The organism is Undibacterium sp. GW821-FHT11B02 (assembly GCF_058808955.1).
On sequence record NZ_JBXASD010000005.1, the window covers coordinates 324,690 to 345,521 of the forward strand.

General features: G+C 52.4%; 14 protein-coding genes. 6 read left to right on the top strand and 8 right to left on the bottom strand.

Translation table 11 applies throughout. The features are described 5' to 3' along the window. Positions 1-50: 50 nt before the first annotated feature. From AC1RVX_RS12660 to metE, 5 genes are all read right to left on the bottom strand, one after another. Positions 51-674 (bottom strand): PqiC family protein, encoded by a 624-nt coding sequence (locus AC1RVX_RS12660; RefSeq protein ID WP_493216944.1) that lies wholly within the window; start codon positions 672-674, stop codon positions 51-53. After that, a complete protein-coding gene (locus AC1RVX_RS12665) occupies positions 671-2,371 on the bottom strand; it encodes a PqiB family protein (RefSeq protein WP_493216945.1) in 1,701 nt (566 codons plus the stop codon). The genes AC1RVX_RS12660 and AC1RVX_RS12665 overlap by 4 nt, the downstream gene beginning before the upstream one ends. Continuing rightward, positions 2,364-3,020: a paraquat-inducible protein A gene (locus tag AC1RVX_RS12670; RefSeq protein WP_493216946.1), complete on the bottom strand. Its 657-nt coding sequence runs from the start codon at positions 3,018-3,020 to the stop codon at positions 2,364-2,366. The genes AC1RVX_RS12665 and AC1RVX_RS12670 overlap by 8 nt, the downstream gene beginning before the upstream one ends. Then, positions 3,013-3,606, bottom strand: a complete 594-nt coding sequence (locus AC1RVX_RS12675) for a paraquat-inducible protein A (protein ID WP_493216947.1) — start codon at positions 3,604-3,606, stop codon at positions 3,013-3,015. The genes AC1RVX_RS12670 and AC1RVX_RS12675 overlap by 8 nt, the downstream gene beginning before the upstream one ends. 337 nt (positions 3,607-3,943) lie before the next feature. Continuing rightward, on the bottom strand, positions 3,944-6,244 hold the full coding sequence (gene metE, locus AC1RVX_RS12680) for a 5-methyltetrahydropteroyltriglutamate--homocysteine S-methyltransferase (protein WP_493216948.1): 2,301 nt from the start codon (positions 6,242-6,244) through the stop codon (positions 3,944-3,946). 89 nt (positions 6,245-6,333) lie between these two features. Between metE and AC1RVX_RS12685 the strand changes: the two genes are divergently transcribed. The 4 genes from AC1RVX_RS12685 (at position 6,334) to trmB (ending at position 11,582) form a co-directional block, all read left to right on the top strand. Next, the gene (locus AC1RVX_RS12685; protein ID WP_493217116.1) at positions 6,334-7,257 is read left to right on the top strand and encodes a LysR family transcriptional regulator; all 924 of its coding nucleotides are present in this window, start codon (positions 6,334-6,336) and stop codon (positions 7,255-7,257) included. 195 nt (positions 7,258-7,452) lie between these two features. Further along, positions 7,453-9,723: a catecholate siderophore receptor Fiu gene (locus AC1RVX_RS12690; RefSeq protein ID WP_493216949.1), complete on the top strand. Its 2,271-nt coding sequence runs from the start codon at positions 7,453-7,455 to the stop codon at positions 9,721-9,723. Between the two features lie 51 nt (positions 9,724-9,774). Beyond that, positions 9,775-10,455: a Fe2+-dependent dioxygenase gene (locus AC1RVX_RS12695; protein WP_493216950.1), complete on the top strand. Its 681-nt coding sequence runs from the start codon at positions 9,775-9,777 to the stop codon at positions 10,453-10,455. A gap of 410 nt (positions 10,456-10,865) precedes the next feature. Then, positions 10,866-11,582, top strand: a complete 717-nt coding sequence (trmB, locus tag AC1RVX_RS12700; RefSeq protein ID WP_493216951.1) for a tRNA (guanosine(46)-N7)-methyltransferase TrmB — start codon at positions 10,866-10,868, stop codon at positions 11,580-11,582. Positions 11,583-11,704: 122 nt separating this feature from the next. Here trmB and AC1RVX_RS12705 read toward each other — a convergent pair whose 3' ends face one another. From AC1RVX_RS12705 to AC1RVX_RS12715, 3 genes are all read right to left on the bottom strand, one after another. Beyond that, positions 11,705-15,559 (bottom strand): PAS domain-containing protein, encoded by a 3,855-nt coding sequence (locus tag AC1RVX_RS12705; protein WP_493216952.1) that lies wholly within the window; start codon positions 15,557-15,559, stop codon positions 11,705-11,707. A gap of 300 nt (positions 15,560-15,859) precedes the next feature. Further along, the gene (locus AC1RVX_RS12710) at positions 15,860-18,370 is read right to left on the bottom strand and encodes a DEAD/DEAH box helicase (RefSeq protein WP_493216953.1); all 2,511 of its coding nucleotides are present in this window, start codon (positions 18,368-18,370) and stop codon (positions 15,860-15,862) included. Next, positions 18,357-19,172, bottom strand: coding sequence for a fumarylacetoacetate hydrolase family protein (locus AC1RVX_RS12715; protein ID WP_493216954.1), 816 nt, complete (start codon positions 19,170-19,172; stop codon positions 18,357-18,359). The genes AC1RVX_RS12710 and AC1RVX_RS12715 overlap by 14 nt, the downstream gene beginning before the upstream one ends. Before the next feature lie 298 nt (positions 19,173-19,470). Here AC1RVX_RS12715 and AC1RVX_RS12720 point away from each other — a divergent pair, with 298 nt between their 5' ends. Together AC1RVX_RS12720 and AC1RVX_RS12725 are read left to right on the top strand one after the other, a co-directional pair. Continuing rightward, the gene (locus tag AC1RVX_RS12720; RefSeq protein ID WP_493216955.1) at positions 19,471-19,884 is read left to right on the top strand and encodes a GntR family transcriptional regulator; all 414 of its coding nucleotides are present in this window, start codon (positions 19,471-19,473) and stop codon (positions 19,882-19,884) included. Positions 19,885-19,886: 2 nt separating this feature from the next. Continuing rightward, positions 19,887-20,780, top strand: a complete 894-nt coding sequence (locus AC1RVX_RS12725; protein WP_493216956.1) for an ABC transporter ATP-binding protein — start codon at positions 19,887-19,889, stop codon at positions 20,778-20,780. Positions 20,781-20,832 lie beyond the last annotated feature (52 nt).

A 20,832-nucleotide genomic window follows, 5' to 3' on the forward strand; every position in this document is an offset into this window, starting at 1 on the left:
CTGTCTTGCCCTGATCACAGGGCAAGCAGGTTGCACCTTTGCTTCAACCGTTACTGTCCAGTAGCCGAGGTCTTGCGTACACTTTGCACAGTCATTCCCACTTGCTCAGCCAATTGCTGTGCCGCGCCGGACATCGCGGGTGCTACGGCTTCATACGCCGTGCTATTCAGGCCAACAGTGAAGATATTGTGTTCACGTCTGAGCAATTTTCGGCCGCTGTCGAGCACGACCCAGCTTGCTTCCAGGGTGAGTTGCCTGCCGCTATTGATGAGCAATTGGTCTATTTGTACTTTGACGAGGTAGCGTGGCAGCTTGCCCGAAGGGCTTGCGACTACGCCGGCGCTGATGCCAGTGTCAGATGACAGCCAGGCGTCTGGCTGGCTGGCGCGCAGGTGGGCTATGAGGGACAGGGTCAGTTGTTCGTCGAGTGGGGCTATCCAGCGTTGTTCGTCAGTGACAAGGGATTCAGTAGCAGACTTTTGGATAACCAGTTGTGGCCGATTGGCTGCTTCTGGCAATTTGACAGTAGCGATGACGAGTTCATACTGCGGCTCGGCCATACTTGTGCCTGCCGTTGGATAATCCAGGCGGTAGAGGTGTTCTGTTGGCGGCGTGGTGCAGGCGACCAGCAGGCTGGACAGCAACAGCGTGAGAATGTGTATGCTTCGCATCATGGTTTTACCTTTTGTTTGCCAAACACCAGGGCATCGGGGTGGCGTTCCAGCATGTCGGCCAGGTTGGCGACGGCGCGGGCAGACCTGGCGACTTGTTTCAAGGATTCGCGCATGTCTTGCTGCAAAGGCGCATCTTCCGCCAGCAGGGCGTTGGCGCTGTTGAGGGTGTTACGCGCCTCCTTGAGAGTGGATGTCAGTTCAGGAGCGACTTCGCCATCAAGCCGGCGTACCAGTTTTTCTGTGCTGGCGAGGGTGGTATTGAGTTTGCTCAGGGCTTGCACCAGTTCGGCAGATATCTTATCGAAAGGCAGTTTATCTATCTTCTTGGCGATGCGGCCAACGGTTTCCTGGATTTCGGCCAGACCACCGCCGACGGTGGGCAGTACAGGGTAGTCGGTACGCCAGTCCATTTTTTCCTGTGGGGCATCGGGAAAGAAGTCGAGGGCGATATACAATTGCCCAGTCAGCAGGTTGCCGCTACGCAGCTGGCCGCGGAGGCCACGTGAGATCAGGTGTTCAAGCAGTGATTTTTCTTTGGCCTCGGTGTCGTCGTCTGGCAGGCGGGCACCTGAGCGGACACGGGATTTGAGGCGGTCCGGGTAGAGACTGACTTCGACCGGGAAGCGTGGCAGGCGGCCATTTTCTGCAAATTCCACGCCCAGGGATTTGACTTCGCCGATGACGATGCCGCGCAGATCGACAGGTGCACCTTTAGAAAGGCCGCGCAGGCTTTCAGGGAAGTACATGAGAAAGTTACGCACCTTGGTGTCTGGCGCGCGCATGGCATGTTCGCGGTCTTCAAACAGGGAAAAGGTACTGCCTTCATGGGCCGGTTTGCCGCCTGGCAGGGCGTCGTCATGTTCCTGGAAGGCCAGGCCACCTTCGATCAAGGATGTCAGCGATTCTGTGGTGACGCGCAGACCGTTGGCGTCAAGTTGCATGTCGACGCCGCTGGCATGCCAGAAGCGGGTGTCGGCAGTCACATACTGGTCATACGGTGCATCGATGAAGACGTGGATGGTAACGCCCTTGCCGTCACGGTCCAACTGGAACTTGGTGACATGGCCGGCATTGATGTGGCGAAAGAAAATGGGCGAGCCATAATTGACCGAGCCCGTCTGCGCACCATGCAGGACAAATTCACGACCTGGGGAATCGCGATTGACCAGAGGTGGTTCTTCCAGTCCGGTGAATTCATCGGTAGTGTCTGTGGCAGTGCCGACATCAACGCCAATATAGTTGCCCGACAGCAGGGTGGAAAGGCCAGAGACCGAGCCGCCTGAGATACGTGGCTTGACAATGAAGAAACGGGTATCGGTGGCCAGGATGTCAGATGCACTCTTGATCAGTTGCGCGGTAACCAGCACGCGCTTGCGGTCGGGCGAGAGGGCAATGGCTTTGACATGGCCCACATCCACATCCTTATAACGCAGCTTGGTTTTACCTGCTTCCATTCCTTCTGCCGATTTAAAGGTGATGGTGATGACTGGCCCCTGGCTGGTCAGGCTTTGCACCACCAGCCAGATACCGATGAGTGCAGCAATGACAGGTACTGCCCAGACAAACGAAGGCATGCGCCGCCGTGGTCTGACCTTGATGACCGGCACCATGGCGTCGACAGCAGCGACAGTCTCTGCGGTATTGTTGGCTTTGTCCGCAGAAGGCGTGCCGGGATTTTCTGAAATTGGATCACTCATGCGTCTTTGTTACCCAGATTAAACGTGAATCAAAGCTTTGTGCCGACAACATCGTCAACACCACCACCGCACCAAAAGCCAGTGCGCCACCGCCGGGGTGTATCGCCGCCAGCGACTGAAACTGCACCAGCGCCACCAGTACCGTCACGACGTACACGTCGAGCATGGACCAGCGCCCGACAGCTTCTATCATGCGGAACAACTGGGTACGCTGCAAAGGGTTCCAGGCGGATTTTTTCCAGCAGGTGACTAGCAGCAGACTGATGGAAAACAGTTTTAGCAAGGGCACGACGATGCTGGCAAAAAAAACCAGTAGCGCCAGCGGCCACGAACCTGTGTTCATTAACACCAGTACCCCACTCATGATGGTGTCATCTTGTGCACCAAAGATGGTGTTGGTGTGCATGACGGGCAAGAGGTTGGCAGGTATGTACAGTATCGTCGCAGCCACCAGATAGGCCAGCGATTTGGTCAGGCTGTCTTTATGACGCAAATGCAGGGAGGCACCGCAACTGGGGCAGTGAGTGGCCGCTTCATCATGGGTGCAGCACAGGGTTTCGCAAATATCGCAACTGATGAGCCCGGCGGCTGCACCTGTCTGGCCCGCCAGGCCAGCAGCGGGGATGTGGTGGTATTCATGTTCAGACATGTTTCACCCCGGCACTTGCTCTGATGCGCCTGACCGCACGCGCCCACAACCATACATTACGCGGGGTCAGTACCGATGTCAGCGCCGCTGTGATGAAAATCAGGCTGGCGCAAGACCACAGGGCAGGGCCGATGACGATATCTGCCATGTGTTGCAGCTTGACCAGAGACACCAGCAGGCCCAGCATGAAGATTTCGACCATGCTCCAGGGGCGCAGGCTTTGCAGGGCACGCAAGGGTGCGCCCAACGCCTGGCTGGCGTCACCAAACCGGAGTATGCACAAGAGGTAAATGGCAAGCGATATCTGCAAGGCTGGTGCCAACATGGTAGTAATGATTACCAATAAGGAGAGCAGATGCATGCCGTCATCCCACATGGACAGGGCGGCATGCAGCAAGGTTGTGTCGCGCGTTACCTGCTGGACCTTGAGTGCCAGCAGGGGGAAGCTGTTGAGCAACAGCAACAAGATTACCGAGGTAACAGCCAGCGCCAACGCCATATCCAGGCTGGCGCTGCCGTTTCTGTATAGCGTGGCACGGCAACGAGGGCAGCAAGCTGCTTCACCTCTTGCGAGCGGCGCATCCATGCAGATCAGGTCGCACTCATGACAGACAATAAATTTGTTGGCTGTGCTAATGGGAAATCACTTTCAGGTGGAAATGACGCAGAAATGCCCAGTTTATCCAAATTTTTCCATTAATCATAGAGAATTGGATATCCCATTTATTTTCACCGGGACTTTAATTGTTGCAAACGAAGAAAGCCGGGTTCGATTGATGAACTGTGATGAATTGTGATGAACAAGTATGAGGGGGAGTTGAGAGAATGAACTTCATGCTTGCGCAGCACAAAACGGAAGGCACATATTCACTGTAAAGTGAATATGTGCCTTCTGCTTCAATTCAAATCATTGGAAAAAGCGATCAGCAGCAATCCTGATGTTCTTCATCATCTGCTGCCACAGTGGCGCGTAGCAGTTTGGTTGCTTGCACCATATTTTCCAGCGCGGCAATGGTTTCTGGCCAGTCGCGGGTTTTCAGGCCGCAATCCGGGTTGACCCAAAGACGGGCATCGGGAATGACGCTACGGGCTTTTTGCAACAGCCTTTGCATTTCGCTGACTTTCGGCACACGGGGCGAATGAATGTCATACACGCCGGGGCCGATATCATTTGGGTAGGCAAATTCACCGAAACCATCCAGCAATTCCATGTCCGAGCGTGAAGTTTCTATGGTGATGACGTCGGCATCCATTGCGGCAATCCACGGCAGGATGTCATTGAATTCCGAATAGCACATATGGGTATGAATTTGTGTGTCATCCCTGACAACGGCAGAACTCAGCTTGAATGCGCGCACGGCCCAATCCAGGTAGGCAGCCCAGTCTTGCTGTTTCAAAGGCAGTCCTTCGCGGAAGGCAGGTTCATCGATCTGTATCATGCCTATGCCAGCTTTTTCCAGGTCAGCAACTTCATCACGCAGTGCAAGTGCGATTTGCAAGGCAGTGGTTTCACGCGGTTGGTCATCACGCACGAAAGACCATTGCAACATGGTGACAGGGCCGGTCAGCATGCCCTTCATCGGTTTTTTGGTCAGGCTTTGCGCATATGCACTCCAGGTGACGGTCATGGCTTCGGGACGGTACACGTCGCCGTAGATGAAGGGAGGTTTGACGCAGCGTGAGCCATAGCTTTGTACCCAGCCGTTCAACGTGAAGCCATAGCCCCACAATTGTTCGCCAAAATATTCCACCATGTCGTTGCGTTCCGGCTCACCATGGACCAGCACGTCGATATCGAGTTTTTCCTGCTGCTCAACGACATGGCGTATTTCTGCGCGCATGGCTTCCAGATAATCGAGATGCGCCAGCTCACCACGTTTGTAAGCTGCACGCGCTTGCCGTATGGTTTTGGTTTGCGGGAAAGAGCCTATGCTGGTAGTCGGAAATTGGGGAAGCTCAAAACGCTGCTGCTGTGAAAGTATGCGTTCTGCAAACTGACTATGACGTTCTGCATCCTTGGCGATGACATTTTCCAGGCGTTTTTGTACGATGGGATTATGAATGCGTACGGATTGTCGGCGGCTTGCCACTGCCTGATCTGCCAGCAAAAAATCCTGTGCGACATCGGCTGCATGGCCATTCAGCGCCTGCTTGAGGGCAGATACTTCATGCAGCTTTTGGGTGGCAAAGGCCAGCCAGCTGCGGGTTTCTTCATCCAGCGCGGTTTCTGCTGTCAGGTCAACCGGTACATGCAGCAATGAGCAACTGGGGGCCAGCCACAACTGTTCGCCCAGTTTTTCCTTCGCTGCCTGTAAGCTCTGTGCCAGCGCAGACAGATCGGCACGCCAGATATTGCGCCCGTCTATCACACCAGCTGACAGCACACGACCTTGTGGCCAATTGTCCAGTAGATTACTTAGTTGTTGTGGCGCACGTACCAGGTCCAGATGAACACCCGCTACAGGTAATGATCGCAGCAAAGCAGCACGGTCTTGCACAGTTTCAAAATAAGTAGCCAGCAGGATTTGCGGGGATTGCCGGACCAGTGCATGGTAAGCAAAGACAAAGGCATCCAACCATGGTGCATCCAGATCGAGTGTCAATATGGGTTCATCAATTTGTACCCAGTCCAGCCCCTGGTCTTGCAGACGTGCCAGCACGCGTTGATATGCCGGGATGATTTTTGGCAGCAAATCCAGTTTGTGTGTCAGGCCGCTTTTGATCTTGCCCAGGTACAGCAAAGTCAAAGGCCCCACCAGGGTGACTTTGCTGTTATGGCCTTGTGCCTGTGCTTCTGCCAGTTCTTCAAACAGCCAGTCAACACCACCATTGAAGCTGGTGTCTGCTGTCCATTCTGGCACCAGATAATGGTAATTGGTGTCGAACCACTTGGTCATTTCCATCGCAAAATGCTGGGGATTGCCACGGGCGGCGACATAGTAGTCTGACAGAGACAATTCTTTGGCGTTGAAGCCAAAGCGGTTGGGCAGGGCACCCAGTAAGGCCAGTGTATTCAAGATCTGGTCATACCAGGCAAAGTCACCGACGCTGACAAAATCCAGACCAGCCTGTTTTTGCAAGGCCCAATGACGGGCACGCAATTCATTGCCTGTTTCGCGCAAGGTGGCTTCGGTAATATCACCGCGCCAGAAGGCTTCCTGGGCGAATTTCAATTCTCTTTGGGCGCCGATACGGGGGAAGCCCAGGGTATGTGCTGTTGTCATTTCATTCTCCTATCTTAGTTAATCTATGATGGGTTAGAATTGACTATGATTCAAACGACATATTTTAAGAATTAACTTGAATTTTACTCATAATGCAATCCATACTAGAACTGCGTCACCTGAAAACCCTGCTTGCGCTGCGTGAATCCGGCAATTTGTTGCGGGCTGCCGTGTTGTTGAATGTCACCCAATCGGCGCTGTCGCACCAGATCAAATTGCTGGAAGAGCATCATGGGACGCCCCTGTTCGAACGCAAGACCACGCCGATACGGTTTACCCCGGCAGGTGAACGCCTGCTGCAACTGGCCGACAGCATCTTGCCGCAAGTTGCCAATTGCGAGCGCGACCTGGCCCGCCTGGCGCAGGGTGTGGCCGGGCAGTTACGCATCGCGGTTGAATGTCATACCTGCTTTGACTGGCTGATGCCTGCCATGGATTTGTTTCGGCAGCGCTGGCCCGAAGTGGAACTGGATATCGTTTCCGGTTTCCAGGCCGACCCGGTGGGCTTGTTGTATAGCCATAAGGCAGATGTAGCCATCGTGTCCGAGATGGATGCAGATGAAAGCGTGGCTTACCATCCACTGTTTCGTTTCGAGATTGTTGCGCTGATCGCCAAAGACCATGCGCTGGCCAAACGCGATTATCTGGTGGCACAGGATTTTCCAACTGATACCCTGATTACCTACCCGGTGCCAGATGACATGCTGGACGTAGTGCGCCAGGTCTTGAAGCCTGCAGGCGTCGATACCGCCCGCCGTACTACTGAATTGACGGTCGCCATGCTGCAACTGGTGGCCAGCAAGCGCGGCATTGCCACCTTGCCGGTATGGGCGGCACAGAATTATGTGAACCGTGACTATGTGCTTCCCAAACGCATTACTGCCGATGGACTGACCGGCAGCTTGTATGCCGCCTGCCTGCCGGATCTGTCAGGCAAGGCTTACCTCAGTGATTTTGTAACGACCATACGTGAAAGCAGCTACCTGAATCTGCAGAGCATAGAACTTATCTGAAAGCGCAGAGGCGCTGTACTGACGCAATGTCAGTGCGCTTTCGTAATTTAAATTTGAATCGTAATAAGAATTATTCTCGTTTACATATTGTTTCTGGTTTGTTACAATCCGGCATCGTTCTTCAACATCCCACCTCAGCCATTCCCTCAAAGAAAAGCCAGCGGTATTTAATTTTATTTTCCTGAAGGAAATATCATGGCCCATATCAAGAGTCGTAAGCACCATCACGCCCGTTTTAGTCACACAGTAGCGCTTGCCGCCACTGCAATCCTGTTGCCGATTGCTGCGCATGCAGCTGACCCTGCTTTGCCCGATGTCAAAGTGACGGCAAAGACTGAAAATGATTTCAAGGCGGATAAGGCTTCTTCCCCCAAATATACTCAACCACTGATTGATACCACGCAGACTATTACCGTCATCAAGCGGGAGCTGATTGACCAGCAAGGCGCTTTGACATTGACCGATGCCTTGCGCAATACACCCGGTGTGGGCGCGTTTTTCCTGGGGGAAAACGGTAGTACCAGCACGGGTGATGCCATTTACATGCGGGGTTTTGATGCTTCCAGCAGCATTTATGTGGATGGCGTGCGTGACCTGGGATCCATTTCCCGTGATCTGTTCAATATTGAGCAGATCGATGTATTGAAAGGCCCGGCGGGTACCGATGGCGGACGTGGCGCACCGACAGGTTCAGTCAATCTGGTCAGCAAACAGGCGACGCTCGACGATGCAACATTTGCTTCCGCAACCGTGGGCAGCGGCAGTCAGAAACGTATTTCTGCTGACGTTAACAAACTCATTAGTGCTGAGCAAGGTTCTGCGTTTCGTCTGAATGTGTTTGACCAGGATAGCGGTGTTGTTGGTCGCAATGAAGTCCACAATAAACGCTGGGGTGTCGCGCCATCGTTTGCATTTGGTTTGAAATCACCGACACGGTTTTACCTGAATTACCTGCATGTGCAGCAAGATAACGTGCCCGATGGTGGCGTGCCAACCATAGGTTTGCCGGGCTATAGCAGCCCGGACCCGAAGCGCCCTTTCTTGTCAACAGCACCCAAGGTGGACCCCAAGAATTTTTATGGCTCAGCCAGCGATTTTGACAAGGTTACGGCAGACATGCTGACAGCACGCGCCGAGCATGATTTCACCGACAAGATCAAGCTGATCAATACTGCGCGTTATGGCAAAACCACGCAGCATTACTTGCTGACCTCATTCATGGGTTCGACCGCGAATTTGCTCACACCGTCCACCACCGACCTGTCTACCTGGACGCTGGCGCGCAGCACACGTACCTTGAAAGATCAGGAAAACGAAATCCTTACCAATCAAACCAATCTGGTAGCAGACCTGGAAATCGGCGGTCTTCAGCATAGTCTGTTAGGCGGACTGGAACTGACTTCTGAAAAACAGAATACCTGGGGTAACGATGGCTTGGGTACTTTGCCTGCTGCCAATTTTTACAACCCGAATCCCAACGACCAGATAACTGGCTTGAATCCGGTACGTAATAATGTTTTTACACGTGGCTCAACCAGTACAGTCAGTGCCTATGTGTTTGATACGATCAAGTTCAGCCCTGAATGGCAGGCAAACGCAGGCGTGCGCGTTGATCATTACACGACGGATTATTCGGCAGCGACTTTATCCACAGCTACCAGCAACCCCACTTTACCGGTGGGCACTTTGGTACCAACCAATTTGAACATGACTGGCAACTTGGTCAATTTCAAACTGGGTGCTTTGTACAAACCGACCAAAGACAGCAGTGTGTATGCGTCTTATGCTACATCCAAACAACCTCCGGGCGGCGCCAATTTTGCATTGAGCACATCTGCCAGCAGTGCGGCCAACCCCAGGTTTGACCCGCAAGAAACTAAAAATACCGAGATCGGCACCAAGTGGGATTTGCTGGAACAAAAACTGTCATTTACTGCAGCGATTTATCGTACTGAAGTCTCGAATGAAGTGGTACAAAACCTGGCAGACCTGCTGTATTACCAGACCGGTAAAAAACGTGTAGAAGGCATAGAGCTTGGCATGACCGGTGCAATAAACCGTAACTGGCTGGTCAGCGCCGGGTATGCCAGGATGAACACACGTGTCGATAGTGGGCCAAACGTGACTGCCAACGGCATCAATAATCTGGCCTACACGCCAAAACAGAGTTTTACAGCCTGGACCTCTTATCAATTGCCCACGGGACTTAAACTGGGCGGCGGTGCGCGCTTTGTTGATGCGCTGTTGCGTGGTACCGATGGCGCGGTGGGTACCCCGGCTTCGACAGACGCTTATTGGGTATTCGATGCCATGGTCAGCTATGCCGTGAACAAAAATATCGATCTGCAATTGAATGTTGCCAATCTGGCAGACAAAACCTATGTGGCGGCGATCAACAAGAGTGGTTATCGCTACACACCAGGTACACCACGCGCAGTCAGTCTCACAGCAAATGTGAAATTCTGATTAGTCCACCCCTCCGGAACATGGAGGGGTTTTATGCTGGAAATAAAGCAAATGATGTTACATATACCCGGCGTCCTCAATCGCCAGCAAATCAAAGAAATACGCCAGCGGCTTGATAGTGCCGATTGGGTAGATGGCAAGCAAACCGTTGGCGCACAAGGCTTGCAAGTCAAACGCAACCGGCAATTGCCAGAACATTCAATGCTGGCGAAAGAACTGGGGCAGCTTGTATTATCAGCACTCAAAACCCATCCCCTGTTTTTTGCTGCCGCTTTGCCTTTGCGTATCGTGCCGCCCTTGTTCAATTCTTATGCGGGTGGCGAACACTATGGTTTGCATGTTGATGGCGCAGTGCGTAACGTACCGGAAGCCGGTTACCGCTTGCGCACTGATGTGTCATCCACACTTTTCTTGTGCGATCCCGAGGAATATGAGGGAGGGGAACTGGAAGTTGTTGATACCTATGGAATGCATGAAGTCAAACTGCCAGCGGGGGATCTTATTCTGTATCCATCGACCAGCTTGCATCAGGTATTGCCGGTAACACGTGGCGAACGCATCTGCTCCTTCTTCTGGACACAAAGCATGATACGTGATGATGCTAAACGCAGCATGCTGTTTGAGATGGACCAGAACATCACCCGTCTGCGTGGATTGCTGGGTGATAGTGCGGAAGTACTCAGCCTGACAGGGCAATACCATAACCTGTTGCGCATGTGGGCTGAGACTTGACGGTTCATGTTGTGACTTCGGGATTAAGGCTTGCAGAACTGATCCGGCAAGTTCTAACTCTTCACGGGGAGTCAGGGACAGTGTGATCGTATATTGCCTAAAAGATATGTCAGGCAGTGATACAAATTGGACATGGCAATTCTTATCATTTCAGGATGAAAGTTTATTTATATTTTGTTTTTGATAGGATCGGCGTGCCGCATTTTGCATTGGTGATAAGCAAAACCAAGGTTTTATACACCTGTATCATCTGTTAAAATACGCGCCTTGCGCTACAGGTATTACCTGACCGCTAAAGTCAGGACTGTCTTGCAGACGTTTCCGTCTGTCTTGGTATGGACACAATTTACCAGTCAAAACCCAAGATCAGGACGCCCCCGATACATCTTCCATCATTTTTAAATTCCTGTATGTCTGATTCCAAACCTGCCGACGGCACCAAACCGCTGTTTTATGATCCTACCGAGCGCCGCATCCGTAGTTTTGTGACTCGTGCCGGGCGTTTATCTGATGCGCAGGCCAGGGCGATAGAAACCCTGGCTCCGCGCTTCTGTATCCCTTATCAAAAAGCCTTGTTGGACGTGGATGCCGCGTTCGGTCGCCAGGCACCGACGGTATTTGAAATTGGTTTTGGCATGGGTGAAACCAGTGCCAGGATTTCTGCCGGTATGCCGGAAAAAAACTTCATCGGTGTTGAGGTGCACACGCCGGGCGTTGGCAGTTTATTGAAGCTGACAGATGAAATGGGTTTGCAGAACCAGCGCATCATCCAGCATGACGCATTTGAAGTCTTGACACACATGATTGCGCCCGCTTCGCTGCATGGCATACACGTGTTTTTCCCTGACCCATGGCATAAGGCGCGTCACAACAAACGTCGCCTGATACAGGGGCCGCTGGTGGCTTTATTGGCTTCGCGTCTGGCCCCCGGTGGTTATCTGCATTGTGCGACGGATTGGGAAGAATATGCGGTACAGATGCTGGAAGTATTGAGTGCTGAACCGGCGCTGGAAAATACTGCCGACGGCTATGCGCCGCGACCTGACTATCGTCCCGTCACCAAGTTTGAAAATCGTGGTTTGCGCCTTGGTCATGGGGTATGGGATCTGGTATTCCGCAAAAAATAATACTGCCCTGATGAAATAAGCAGGCTTGTGCAACACAGCCCTAACTGGATATTGTTTCTGTTTGCGCTATTGGTATGGTCTTCGTGGGAATAATCTTGCGTAAGTCCAGACGAGTTGTAGTTTTAATGCATTATCTGCAGGTTGAGCCTGGGATGTAACTCGCGCCAGCGGCCTTCAGTTTTCCATCGCACTGACCAGTCGATAAATTCTTCTGCGGGCATAGGGCGGGCAATACCGTAGCCCTGTGCCAGTCGACAGCCCAGCTCCAGCAGTTTGGCACCATGTTCCATGGTCTCTACTCCTTCGGCGATGACCTGGCGATCAAAGGCACCTGCCAGGCGTATCACGCCTTCGACGATATCCAGATCTTCTACATCATTGAGCATGTCACGTACAAAGCTCTGGTCAATTTTTAAGGTGTCGACGGGCAGCTTGCGCAGATAGGTCAGGGAGGAATAGCCAGTGCCGAAATCATCCAATGCAAAATGGATACCCATCTGCCGGCAACGATTCAGAATGGTGACAGCCTGTTCCATGTCAGCGATGGCTGCTGATTCCAGCACCTCCAACTCAAAATTTGCAGCATGAAAATAAGGGTGTTGCCGGATAGCTGATTGCAGGTAATCACAGAAACCCACGTCCAGCAGGTGATGGGCACTGATATTGGCACTGACACAAATGGACATGCCGCGTAATTGCCAGTTATAGGCTTGTTGCAGAGCCGCTTTGATCACCCATTCGCCCAGAGGTTTTTCTAATTTGCTGCCATAAACATATGGCAGAAACTCAATTGGTAAAAGGATGCCGCGTTCTGGATGCCGCCAGCGTATCAGTGCTTCGGCCCCTATCACTTCACCGGTAGTCAGGTCTACCTTGGGTTGGTAGTACAGGACAAATTCCTCCTGTGTCATGGCAACCTGCAGGCGTTCCAGGATTTGCCTGCGTTGTTGAGCCTTGCGATCACTCTCCGGGTCAAACAGGTGATAGCGATTCTTGCCCGCTTCTTTTGCCAGGTACATGGCATGATCGGCATGTCGCAACAGTGTATCTGCATCGACATTGTCATCGGGATACAGGCTGACACCAACACTGGCAGAAATGCTGATGGTGACTTCCTTCAACTGTATTGGTTGACCAACACTGGCGAGGATGCGGTCCAGTATCACAGAGCTTTCATCGGGAGAAGAAAGATCACACAGCAGCAGGGCAAATTCATCGCCACCAAGTCGTGCCAGGGTATCGTCGGCACGCAGGACATGTTTCAGGTTTTCTGTCACGCTGATCAACAATTGGTCACCTGCCTCGTGACCATAACGATCATTGATGCTTTTGAAACCGTCGAGGTCCAGATAGCAGACAGCGACCGATTTGTTGGTGCGATTGGCGCGAATTACTGCCTGCCCCAGTCGGTCTGTCAGCAGTCTGCGGTTTGGTGCACCTGTCAGCGGGTCATAGTGGGCGATACGTTCCAGTTCGGCTTCATGGGTTTTCAACTCGCTGATATCGGTAAAAATGCCTATGTAATGTTGAATCTCTCCCCTTGCGTCACGTAAGGAGGAAATGGATAGCAATTCAGGATAAATTTCACCGCTTTTTCGCCTATTCCATATTTCACCACGCCAGAAATCGCTGTTTTTTACTGCATGCCACATCTCGGCATAAAAGCTGGCATTGTGGCGACCCGAAGATAGAATCGTCGTGGATTTTCCATAAATTTCTTCTTCGGCATACCCGGTAATGCGGGTGAATGCCGGATTGATTCTGGTAATATAGCCTTCTGGATCAACCACCATGATACCTTCATAACTACTGCTGAATACGGTGGCAGCCTCACGTTGAGCCAATTCCATGGTTTTTCTGTCGGTGATATCTGCGTGAGTACCTGACATGATCAGTGGAGTGCCGTCGTGGGCTCTGGCAACGATCGCGCCGCGTGTCAGTATCCAGCGCCATTCCCCCGATTTTGCGCGCAAACGCATTTCCAGTTCATGTGTGGCGGACAGACCTTGCTTGTGTCTTTCCAGCGACTGCATCGCCAGTACAAGGTCTTCGGGGTGCACGTGGTCGTTCCAATCTGCGGGGCTGACACTCATCTCACCTGGCTCATACCCGAGCATGGTTTCACAGCGCGCACTGACCTGGAAGGTATTGGTCAGCAAATCCCAATCCCAGTATCCGAGATCCGAGCCTTGCATGACACGTTCCAGTCTTTGCTCTCTTTCCTGTAATTCAGCAGCGATGAGTTTTTTGTCGTTGATATCAGACAGTGTACCGACTATCCTCAATGGTTTGCCATCTTCATCACGTTTGACAGCGCGGCCTTTGGAATACATCCATTTGACGATACCGGATTTGGTGATCATGCGGTACTCGAAATCGATATCCGGCGTGAGATTGTCGGTATGCGCTTTGATTTTTTGCAGGGCATGCGGCAGGTCATCCGGATGCACCAGTTGCTTGAAGAAGTCAAAGTTGCGGGTATCGTCGCTTTCTTCATAGCCAGTCATCTCGTAATAATGGCGCGAGCGATACACTTTGCCGCTATTGACATCCCAGTCCCACAAGCCTTCACTGGTGGCTTCGATGGCCAATTGCAGACGCTCTTCACTGGCATGTAACAACATGGCAGCGTTTTTGCGTTCGGTGATATCTTGCACGCTGCCATGCAGTCTGACTTGCTTCCCTTGCGGGTCCAATAAAACCTCACCACGGGCAATAATCCAGCGATGACTGCCGTCTGGTTTGATGACTTCGGCATCGCAGGTATAGGCGGTATTGTTTTGCAAGGCATCTTCGACTGCTGCAGCCAGTCTGATCCAGCTATCAGACGTGAAGTATTGTTTTACCTCGGGGTATCCTGCGGCCGGAAGGGACAAATCCCGGCCATAAATGCGGTAAACCTCTTCCGACCAGGTGTGCACGCCGGTACGGACATCCCAGTCCCAACTGCCAACTTCTGCCAGGCGCTGAGCCACGCGCATGGCGGCTTCACTTTCCCTGAGTGCGGCCTCTGCTTCCTTGCGTTCAGTCACGTCGCGGGCAATGCCGAACAGGCCGATGATCTTTCCATTCCTGTCCCGCAAAGGACCTTTGGTGACCATGAATATCAGTTCCCGATTATCGTGGGTATCCAGGTATTCATCATACGTCTGCATCTCGCCATTGCTTAAGACGAGTTTGTCTTTTTGACTGATGTTATCTGCGGAGGAATGTGGGAATAGCTGATAGTCATCATGGCCGATGATTTCAGCGAGTGGTTTCCCAACAAATTTGGCTACTGCCTCATTCGCCAGAATATAGCATCCTTCCATATCTTTGACGAAAACAGCATCCGAGGTGCCCCTGACCACAGCATTCAGCAGATTGCGATTGCTTTGCGTTTTCAATAGGGACCTGCGCAAGGCTTCACTCAGGAAACTGACGGCGATACCACTGGTGACCAGAAAACCGAGCTGTAAAATATCTTGTCTTGATTTGATTTCGAAGCTGTGTAAAGGCGGAATAACGAAATAACTTAACCCTGCTGTTGCTATCGTAGTGGCGAGTAGACCTGGTCCAAGGCCACCCATTAGTGCGCTCAATACGATGGGCAGCACAAACATGACAAGCATGGGGCGGTTTTCAAAACTGGGGGCGATAGTCTCTCGCAGTAACAGGGCGGACAAAGAAAGGATGATTGTCAGCGCATAAATCAGCCAACGTGATTGGCGCTGCAGTTGAAAGCTTTCAATTAGCGAGTCCCCCAGTACTGACGACGTTTGTTCATGCCTGACTGGCACTGCTTGCAAAGCCAGGAACAGCAATACGGTAGTGGTGGCGACGAAAAATATGCCTTTGACAGTCGATAGCCAGGTCAGATCGTTGACGTCGGTAATACTGGATAACAAACTGTCAGAGAGCAGAATCCAGGCCAGCGCAAATAGCAAATACAACACTGTTACAGTGCCGACGTAGCGATTTCGTGGCGTTGTCATCATAGAGAACCTGTCGTTACAACTTCAGTAACGGGCGTGCACCTTGCTGTACGGTTATGTAGAAGCTTACTCAACAAACCGGGTGCGTCCCAATTTTATGTACATGCTTCAGGGCGTGTACGCCATTTCAGAATATATCGGGACAAATATTTCCTTTAAGCTAATTGACCTAGCTTAACATGTGCTTGATACCCTGATATCGTTAAGATGTCGCCATTGTGTGTTTTTGTCAACACTGAAAAAGATAAAATTTGCAAATTTGATGTAAATCAGGATGAGCCAAAGAGCAACTGTTACAGTCAACTAGTTTGTCAGTTGTACACTCAAAGGAGCCAGCAGAACCTGTAAATCTTCGGCGCTGAATTTTTTTGCCAATGCAGCATCACTACCCAACACACCTTCCGCCAGCGCAGCCTTGCGTACCTGCAAGCCCAGTATGCGCTCTTCTATGCTGCCTTCGATAAGTAATTTGTAGACAAATACCGTTTGTTGCTGACCAATGCGATGGGCGCGGGCATTGGCTTGTTCTTCTACTGCGGGGTTCCACCATGGGTCCATGTGGATGATGGTGTCGGCGGCAGTCAGGTTCAGGCCCACACCGCCGGCTTTCAGGCTGATCAACATGATGGGCACCTGCTTGTCCTGAAACTGTGTGACCACTGCGCCACGGTTTGCTGTAGCTGTTTTACCGGTCAGCATTAAATACCCAAGGTCCAGTTCTGTCAGCATCGTGGCAATCAGCTCCAGCATTTCTGTGAATTGTGAAAATACCAGGATGCGCCGGCCTTCTGCCACCAATGCCGGTAACATGTCAGCCAGCATGTCAAGCTTGGCTCTTTCCATGTCGGGGGGCAGGTTCTGGCCTTTCAATAGTTGCGGGTCGCAGCAAACCTGGCGCAGTTTCAGCAATGCGTCGAGGATGGTGATTTGTGCACCATCGAAGCCCTTGCGTTGCAGTATGCGCCGCACCTGCTCATCAGCGGCAACCCGCACGCTTTCATACAGTTCACGCTGCTTGCCTTGCAGGCGCAGACGTTTGATGACTTCGGTACGTGGTGGCAACTCTGTTGCCACTTCATCCTTGCGTCGTCGCAGGATGAACGGGCGCACACGTTGCGCCAGCAATTGCGCACGCAGGGTTTCACCATTGACTTCGATGGGCTTACGCCACAGGCGCGAAAAGCTACGGATATCCCCCAGAAAACCGGGCATCAAAAAATCGAACTGGGTCCATAATTCCCCCAGGTTGTTTTCCAGCGGCGTGCCTGTCATGCACAACCTGTGTCTGGCCTGAATACGGCGCACGGCATCGGCGCTGCGGCTGGTGGCATTTTTGACGGTTTGTGCTTCATCTAGTATCAACAAGTGAAATTCTTGCGCAGCCAAGGTGTCCAGATCACGCCATAGTAAGGGGTAAGTGGTCAGTACCATATCGGTCTGACGGATGTCGGCAAACAAGTCACTGCGTTCCGGCCCTTGCAAGGTCAGTACTCGCAAGGCCGGTGCCATGCGTTGGGCTTCGGCTTGCCAGTTGAAGATCAGTGAAGTCGGCAAGACTATCAGGGCTGGGATATCCAGTCTGCCTTCCTGTTTTTCTATCAGCAGATGTGCCAGTACCTGGGCGGTTTTGCCCAAACCCATGTCGTCTGCCAGTATGCCCGCCAAATGCTGCTCGCGTAGATATTGCAGCCAGGCCACGCCATGCAGTTGATAGGGGCGCAAAGTTATACCCAGACCAACGGGTGCCGTTACGGCACGTGGGCTGCCGACTTTTTTTAGGCGCTGCGCCAGATTACGCAAGCCAACGTCGCCCTGTAACTGCCAGCCACCATAGGGACCAGCACGCGCGGGCTGGCTGTCGAGCAGGCTGACGCGCAGGGCTTCCAATCTGTAATTGTCCCAGGCCGATAGTTGCACTGGTCCTTCCATCTGCGGTCTGTCGGTCAGCAAATCCAGCATGTGGATGACGATGGCTTTCAACGGTGCCGCCATGGCATCAATGCGCTTACCGCCGGGCGCGCGCAATTGTATGATGGCCATGTCGTCTATCTGGCGTATCTGCCTGGCGTTCAGCCAGCGTGCATCACGTTGCAGCAGATGGGCCAGCATGGGCACCAGATCCAGTACCTCGCCTTCGATTTCTATGCCCAGGCTCAGCATCCACGAGCCTTCGCGAGCAGGTAGCCCCAAGGGCGTGATGATCTCGGTGCGATTGCGCATGCGCGATGCCACCTGCTTGCCTGTGATGGCACCAGTGCTTTCATCGATGATCAGATGCCAGGCATCGACTGGCACGCTTTCATGCGCGAAGCCAGGGCGTACCACGACTTGCCAGCCCAGCGCCTGCATTTCAGGCAGCCTGTCGGCCCAGAAGTCAGCAAAAAAACCTTCCTGCACCAGACTCCAGAGTGGGCCAAAATTGTCGGCTACTGCCTGATTGCGCCATTGCAGGCTGGCAGCAGGCAGGGGTTGCAGGCCGATGTCCCAGATCTTATCGAGCGCATCCGCTTCTGCCCCCAGATCACGTAACAGGCTGATGGCTTTGCCCTCTGCATCATGCAATAACTGGGTGGAATGCGGGCGGCGGTTCAGCAAGGCGGTAGGGGCGGCAGTTTGCCAGCGCAGGCCGGTATTAGTGTGATACAGCCAGTCAATTTCCACCACGGTGACACTGCCACCACGCGGCCCAAAATCACCGCTGGGTTTCATCCCCAGCAAGCCATCACCCCTGTGCAAGGTTTGCAGGGTGATGCGTGGGCGAAAATAACCCGTGACTTCAGGCAAGCCACGTGGTGCTGGTTTATTTTCCTTCAAAATGCACCTGTGCAAAACTTAGTTGCATTAAACCCAGATCGCCAAATTGCACGCTGATATCGGCATCCAATGGCACCTGCGGGCTGCCTGCATACGAACCCGTGATGATGGCTTGCCCTGCCCGCAAACCCATGCCCTGACTGCGCAGGAATTCCGCCAGCCAGTACAGTGGCAGACCTGGCTGGCCAGCCGGGTGTTGTCCATTCAAAGTCGCGGCGGGTTGGTTGGCGATCCTTATGCCGATAGGCATATTCAGGGTTTGAGCTGCCAGTTGATGATTGACACGCGGACCCAGCACCAGACCCTGATTGAACAGGCAATCTGCCAGATGATCGTAAAAGCCCAACTGATCTGCGTTGGCGTAACGTGTATGGATCAGTTCCAGCGCCAGCCGTGCTTCACCTATTGCTGCATCAACTTCGGCTGCGGTGTATGGTGTGGCCCTTGCGGGTAAATCCTGCGCCAGAATGAAAGCCAGTTCTGGTTCTATCCTGACTTGTTGGTCCTGACTCCAGACCAAATGAGGCCGTGTCGATGCTTCATGTACATTATTGGCATAGATAGGGGCCAGCACCCATTTGTCTGTGCTCGGCATGCCACACTTCCATGCAACTATGTCCTGCTTGTATATGTCGCTGACTGCACACTGTATGGAAAACGCAGCTTGCAGTGTCGCCGGGCGACATGATTCAGGCAATGCCGGGCCCTGTTCGCCAGCAAGACGTCGTGCCAGCAATATATTTGCTGCGGTCAGGTTGCAGGCTGAATCGTGATGGGTATGCTGGATTAGCGTAGGGAGCATCGTCGAATTAATACCATGAATAGTTGGGTTCATCCGTTTGGATGAAATAAGTTCTTGTATTTTATCCTGTCAGTGCTGGTATAGCTTTGTCTGCGTCAACTACAAACATAAACAAACATAAGCATTGATGCTCCAGGTTTTGGATTTTGTCAGTGGTAGAAATATTTATCTTGAAATTATAAAATTAGTGTATTACTATATTAATACACGTAGACATGGTGTATTGGTGTGGCAGTCGTAGCGATGCACCAGTCACCAATTTACAGCGCACAGGAAAGCTTGATATGGAGCGTAAAACATGATGTCGTCAGAAAATCCGCGTCAATTAAGCGCAGAGATATTTCGGGTGACAACCGGAACCAGTGAGCCTATTTACCGGCAACTGATAGAGCAACTGCGACGTTTGTTGGCAGGCGGGCAGGTGGCTGCAGGCGATGCCATGCCCTCAGTGCGCGAAGTCGCCGGTGCCTTGGGTGTCAACCCAATGACCGTGTCCAAGGCATACAGCATGCTGGAGGCAGAAGGCTTGCTGATGCGCCGCCGAGGGCTGGGTATGGAGGTGGCATCACAGAAGGGGGGGAGCCAGGATCTGGAGGCGCGGCTGGAATTATTGCGCCCTAGCCTGGAGCGTATTGCAGTCGAAGCCAGTCAGCTGGAATTGGAACCGAAAGCAGTCATTGCACTGTTGACCAGTATTCTAAAAGGAAAATAAATATGCATGCGCAGTCAACTCAACTTACACCGCATCCCATACAACTTCGCGGTTTGAGCAAATCCTTTAGTGGGCAATCAGTTTTGAAAGAACTCGACTGGCACGTAGAGCCAGGCAGTATCGTCGGCTTGTTGGGTCGCAATGGCGCGGGTAAATCTACATTGATCGAATGCCTGCTGGGCCTGCGTGATGTGGACGGCGGTAGCTCACAGTTGTTTGGTGACAATGCCGGGCAACTCAGTCAGGCGACCAGGGCCAGAATAGGTTATGTACCGCAACGCAGTGACTTGTTTGAATGGTTGAATGCCAAACAGATGCTGGATTACTTCCGGCAGTTATATCCGCGATGGAATGAAGACAAGGTCAATAGCCTGATGCAGGCTTGGGAGCTACCTTTCGACAAGGTCATCAACAAACTGTCTATGGGGCAGAAGCAGCGGCTGTCGATTATTCGTGCCCTGGCACATGAGCCGGAATTATTGATATTGGATGAACCTGTGTCCAGCCTGGATCCGGCTGGCCGCCGCGATTTTTTGCGTGAACTGATAAACAGCGTGATCGAGAAACAAACCACCATCGTATTTTCTACCCATATCCTGTCAGACCTGGAAAGGGTGGCCATGAATGTGGCTTTTCTTAACCACGGCTGCATCGTCCATCAGCAGGCACTGGACGACATGATGGATAGCACCGTGCGCGTCAGCGGGGCGGCACAGGTGCTGGCGCAACTCACACCTAAACGTACCTTGAGTGCGCGCCGCAATTCAGGCATGCAGGGTGAAGACAGTGTACTGGCCCAGTTTGAGCCCCAGCAGATGGAACAATTGCAAAATCGCCAGGATGTACGCCTGGAAAAATTGGGTCTGGAAGATTTGTTTATAGAGATGACCCGATAAAAATGACCCTGTTAACCATGCGACAAATTCATATCTGGATGACAGTTGGGAA

Excerpts from the sequence above, each read along its gene's own strand:
- AC1RVX_RS12660 (WP_493216944.1), bottom strand. The coding sequence starts at position 674 with ATGATGCGAAGCATACACATTCTCACGCTGTTGCTGTCCAGCCTGCTG.
- AC1RVX_RS12665 (WP_493216945.1), bottom strand. The coding sequence starts at position 2,371 with ATGAGTGATCCAATTTCAGAAAATCCCGGCACGCCTTCTGCGGACAAA.
- AC1RVX_RS12670 (WP_493216946.1), bottom strand. The coding sequence starts at position 3,020 with ATGTCTGAACATGAATACCACCACATCCCCGCTGCTGGCCTGGCGGGC.
- AC1RVX_RS12675 (WP_493216947.1), bottom strand. The coding sequence starts at position 3,606 with ATGGATGCGCCGCTCGCAAGAGGTGAAGCAGCTTGCTGCCCTCGTTGC.
- metE (WP_493216948.1), bottom strand. The coding sequence starts at position 6,244 with ATGACAACAGCACATACCCTGGGCTTCCCCCGTATCGGCGCCCAAAGA.
- AC1RVX_RS12690 (WP_493216949.1), top strand. The coding sequence starts at position 7,453 with ATGGCCCATATCAAGAGTCGTAAGCACCATCACGCCCGTTTTAGTCAC.
- AC1RVX_RS12695 (WP_493216950.1), top strand. The coding sequence starts at position 9,775 with ATGATGTTACATATACCCGGCGTCCTCAATCGCCAGCAAATCAAAGAA.
- trmB (WP_493216951.1), top strand. The coding sequence starts at position 10,866 with ATGTCTGATTCCAAACCTGCCGACGGCACCAAACCGCTGTTTTATGAT.
- AC1RVX_RS12705 (WP_493216952.1), bottom strand. The coding sequence starts at position 15,559 with ATGATGACAACGCCACGAAATCGCTACGTCGGCACTGTAACAGTGTTG.
- AC1RVX_RS12715 (WP_493216954.1), bottom strand. The coding sequence starts at position 19,172 with ATGCTCCCTACGCTAATCCAGCATACCCATCACGATTCAGCCTGCAAC.
- AC1RVX_RS12720 (WP_493216955.1), top strand. The coding sequence starts at position 19,471 with ATGATGTCGTCAGAAAATCCGCGTCAATTAAGCGCAGAGATATTTCGG.
- AC1RVX_RS12725 (WP_493216956.1), top strand. The coding sequence starts at position 19,887 with ATGCATGCGCAGTCAACTCAACTTACACCGCATCCCATACAACTTCGC.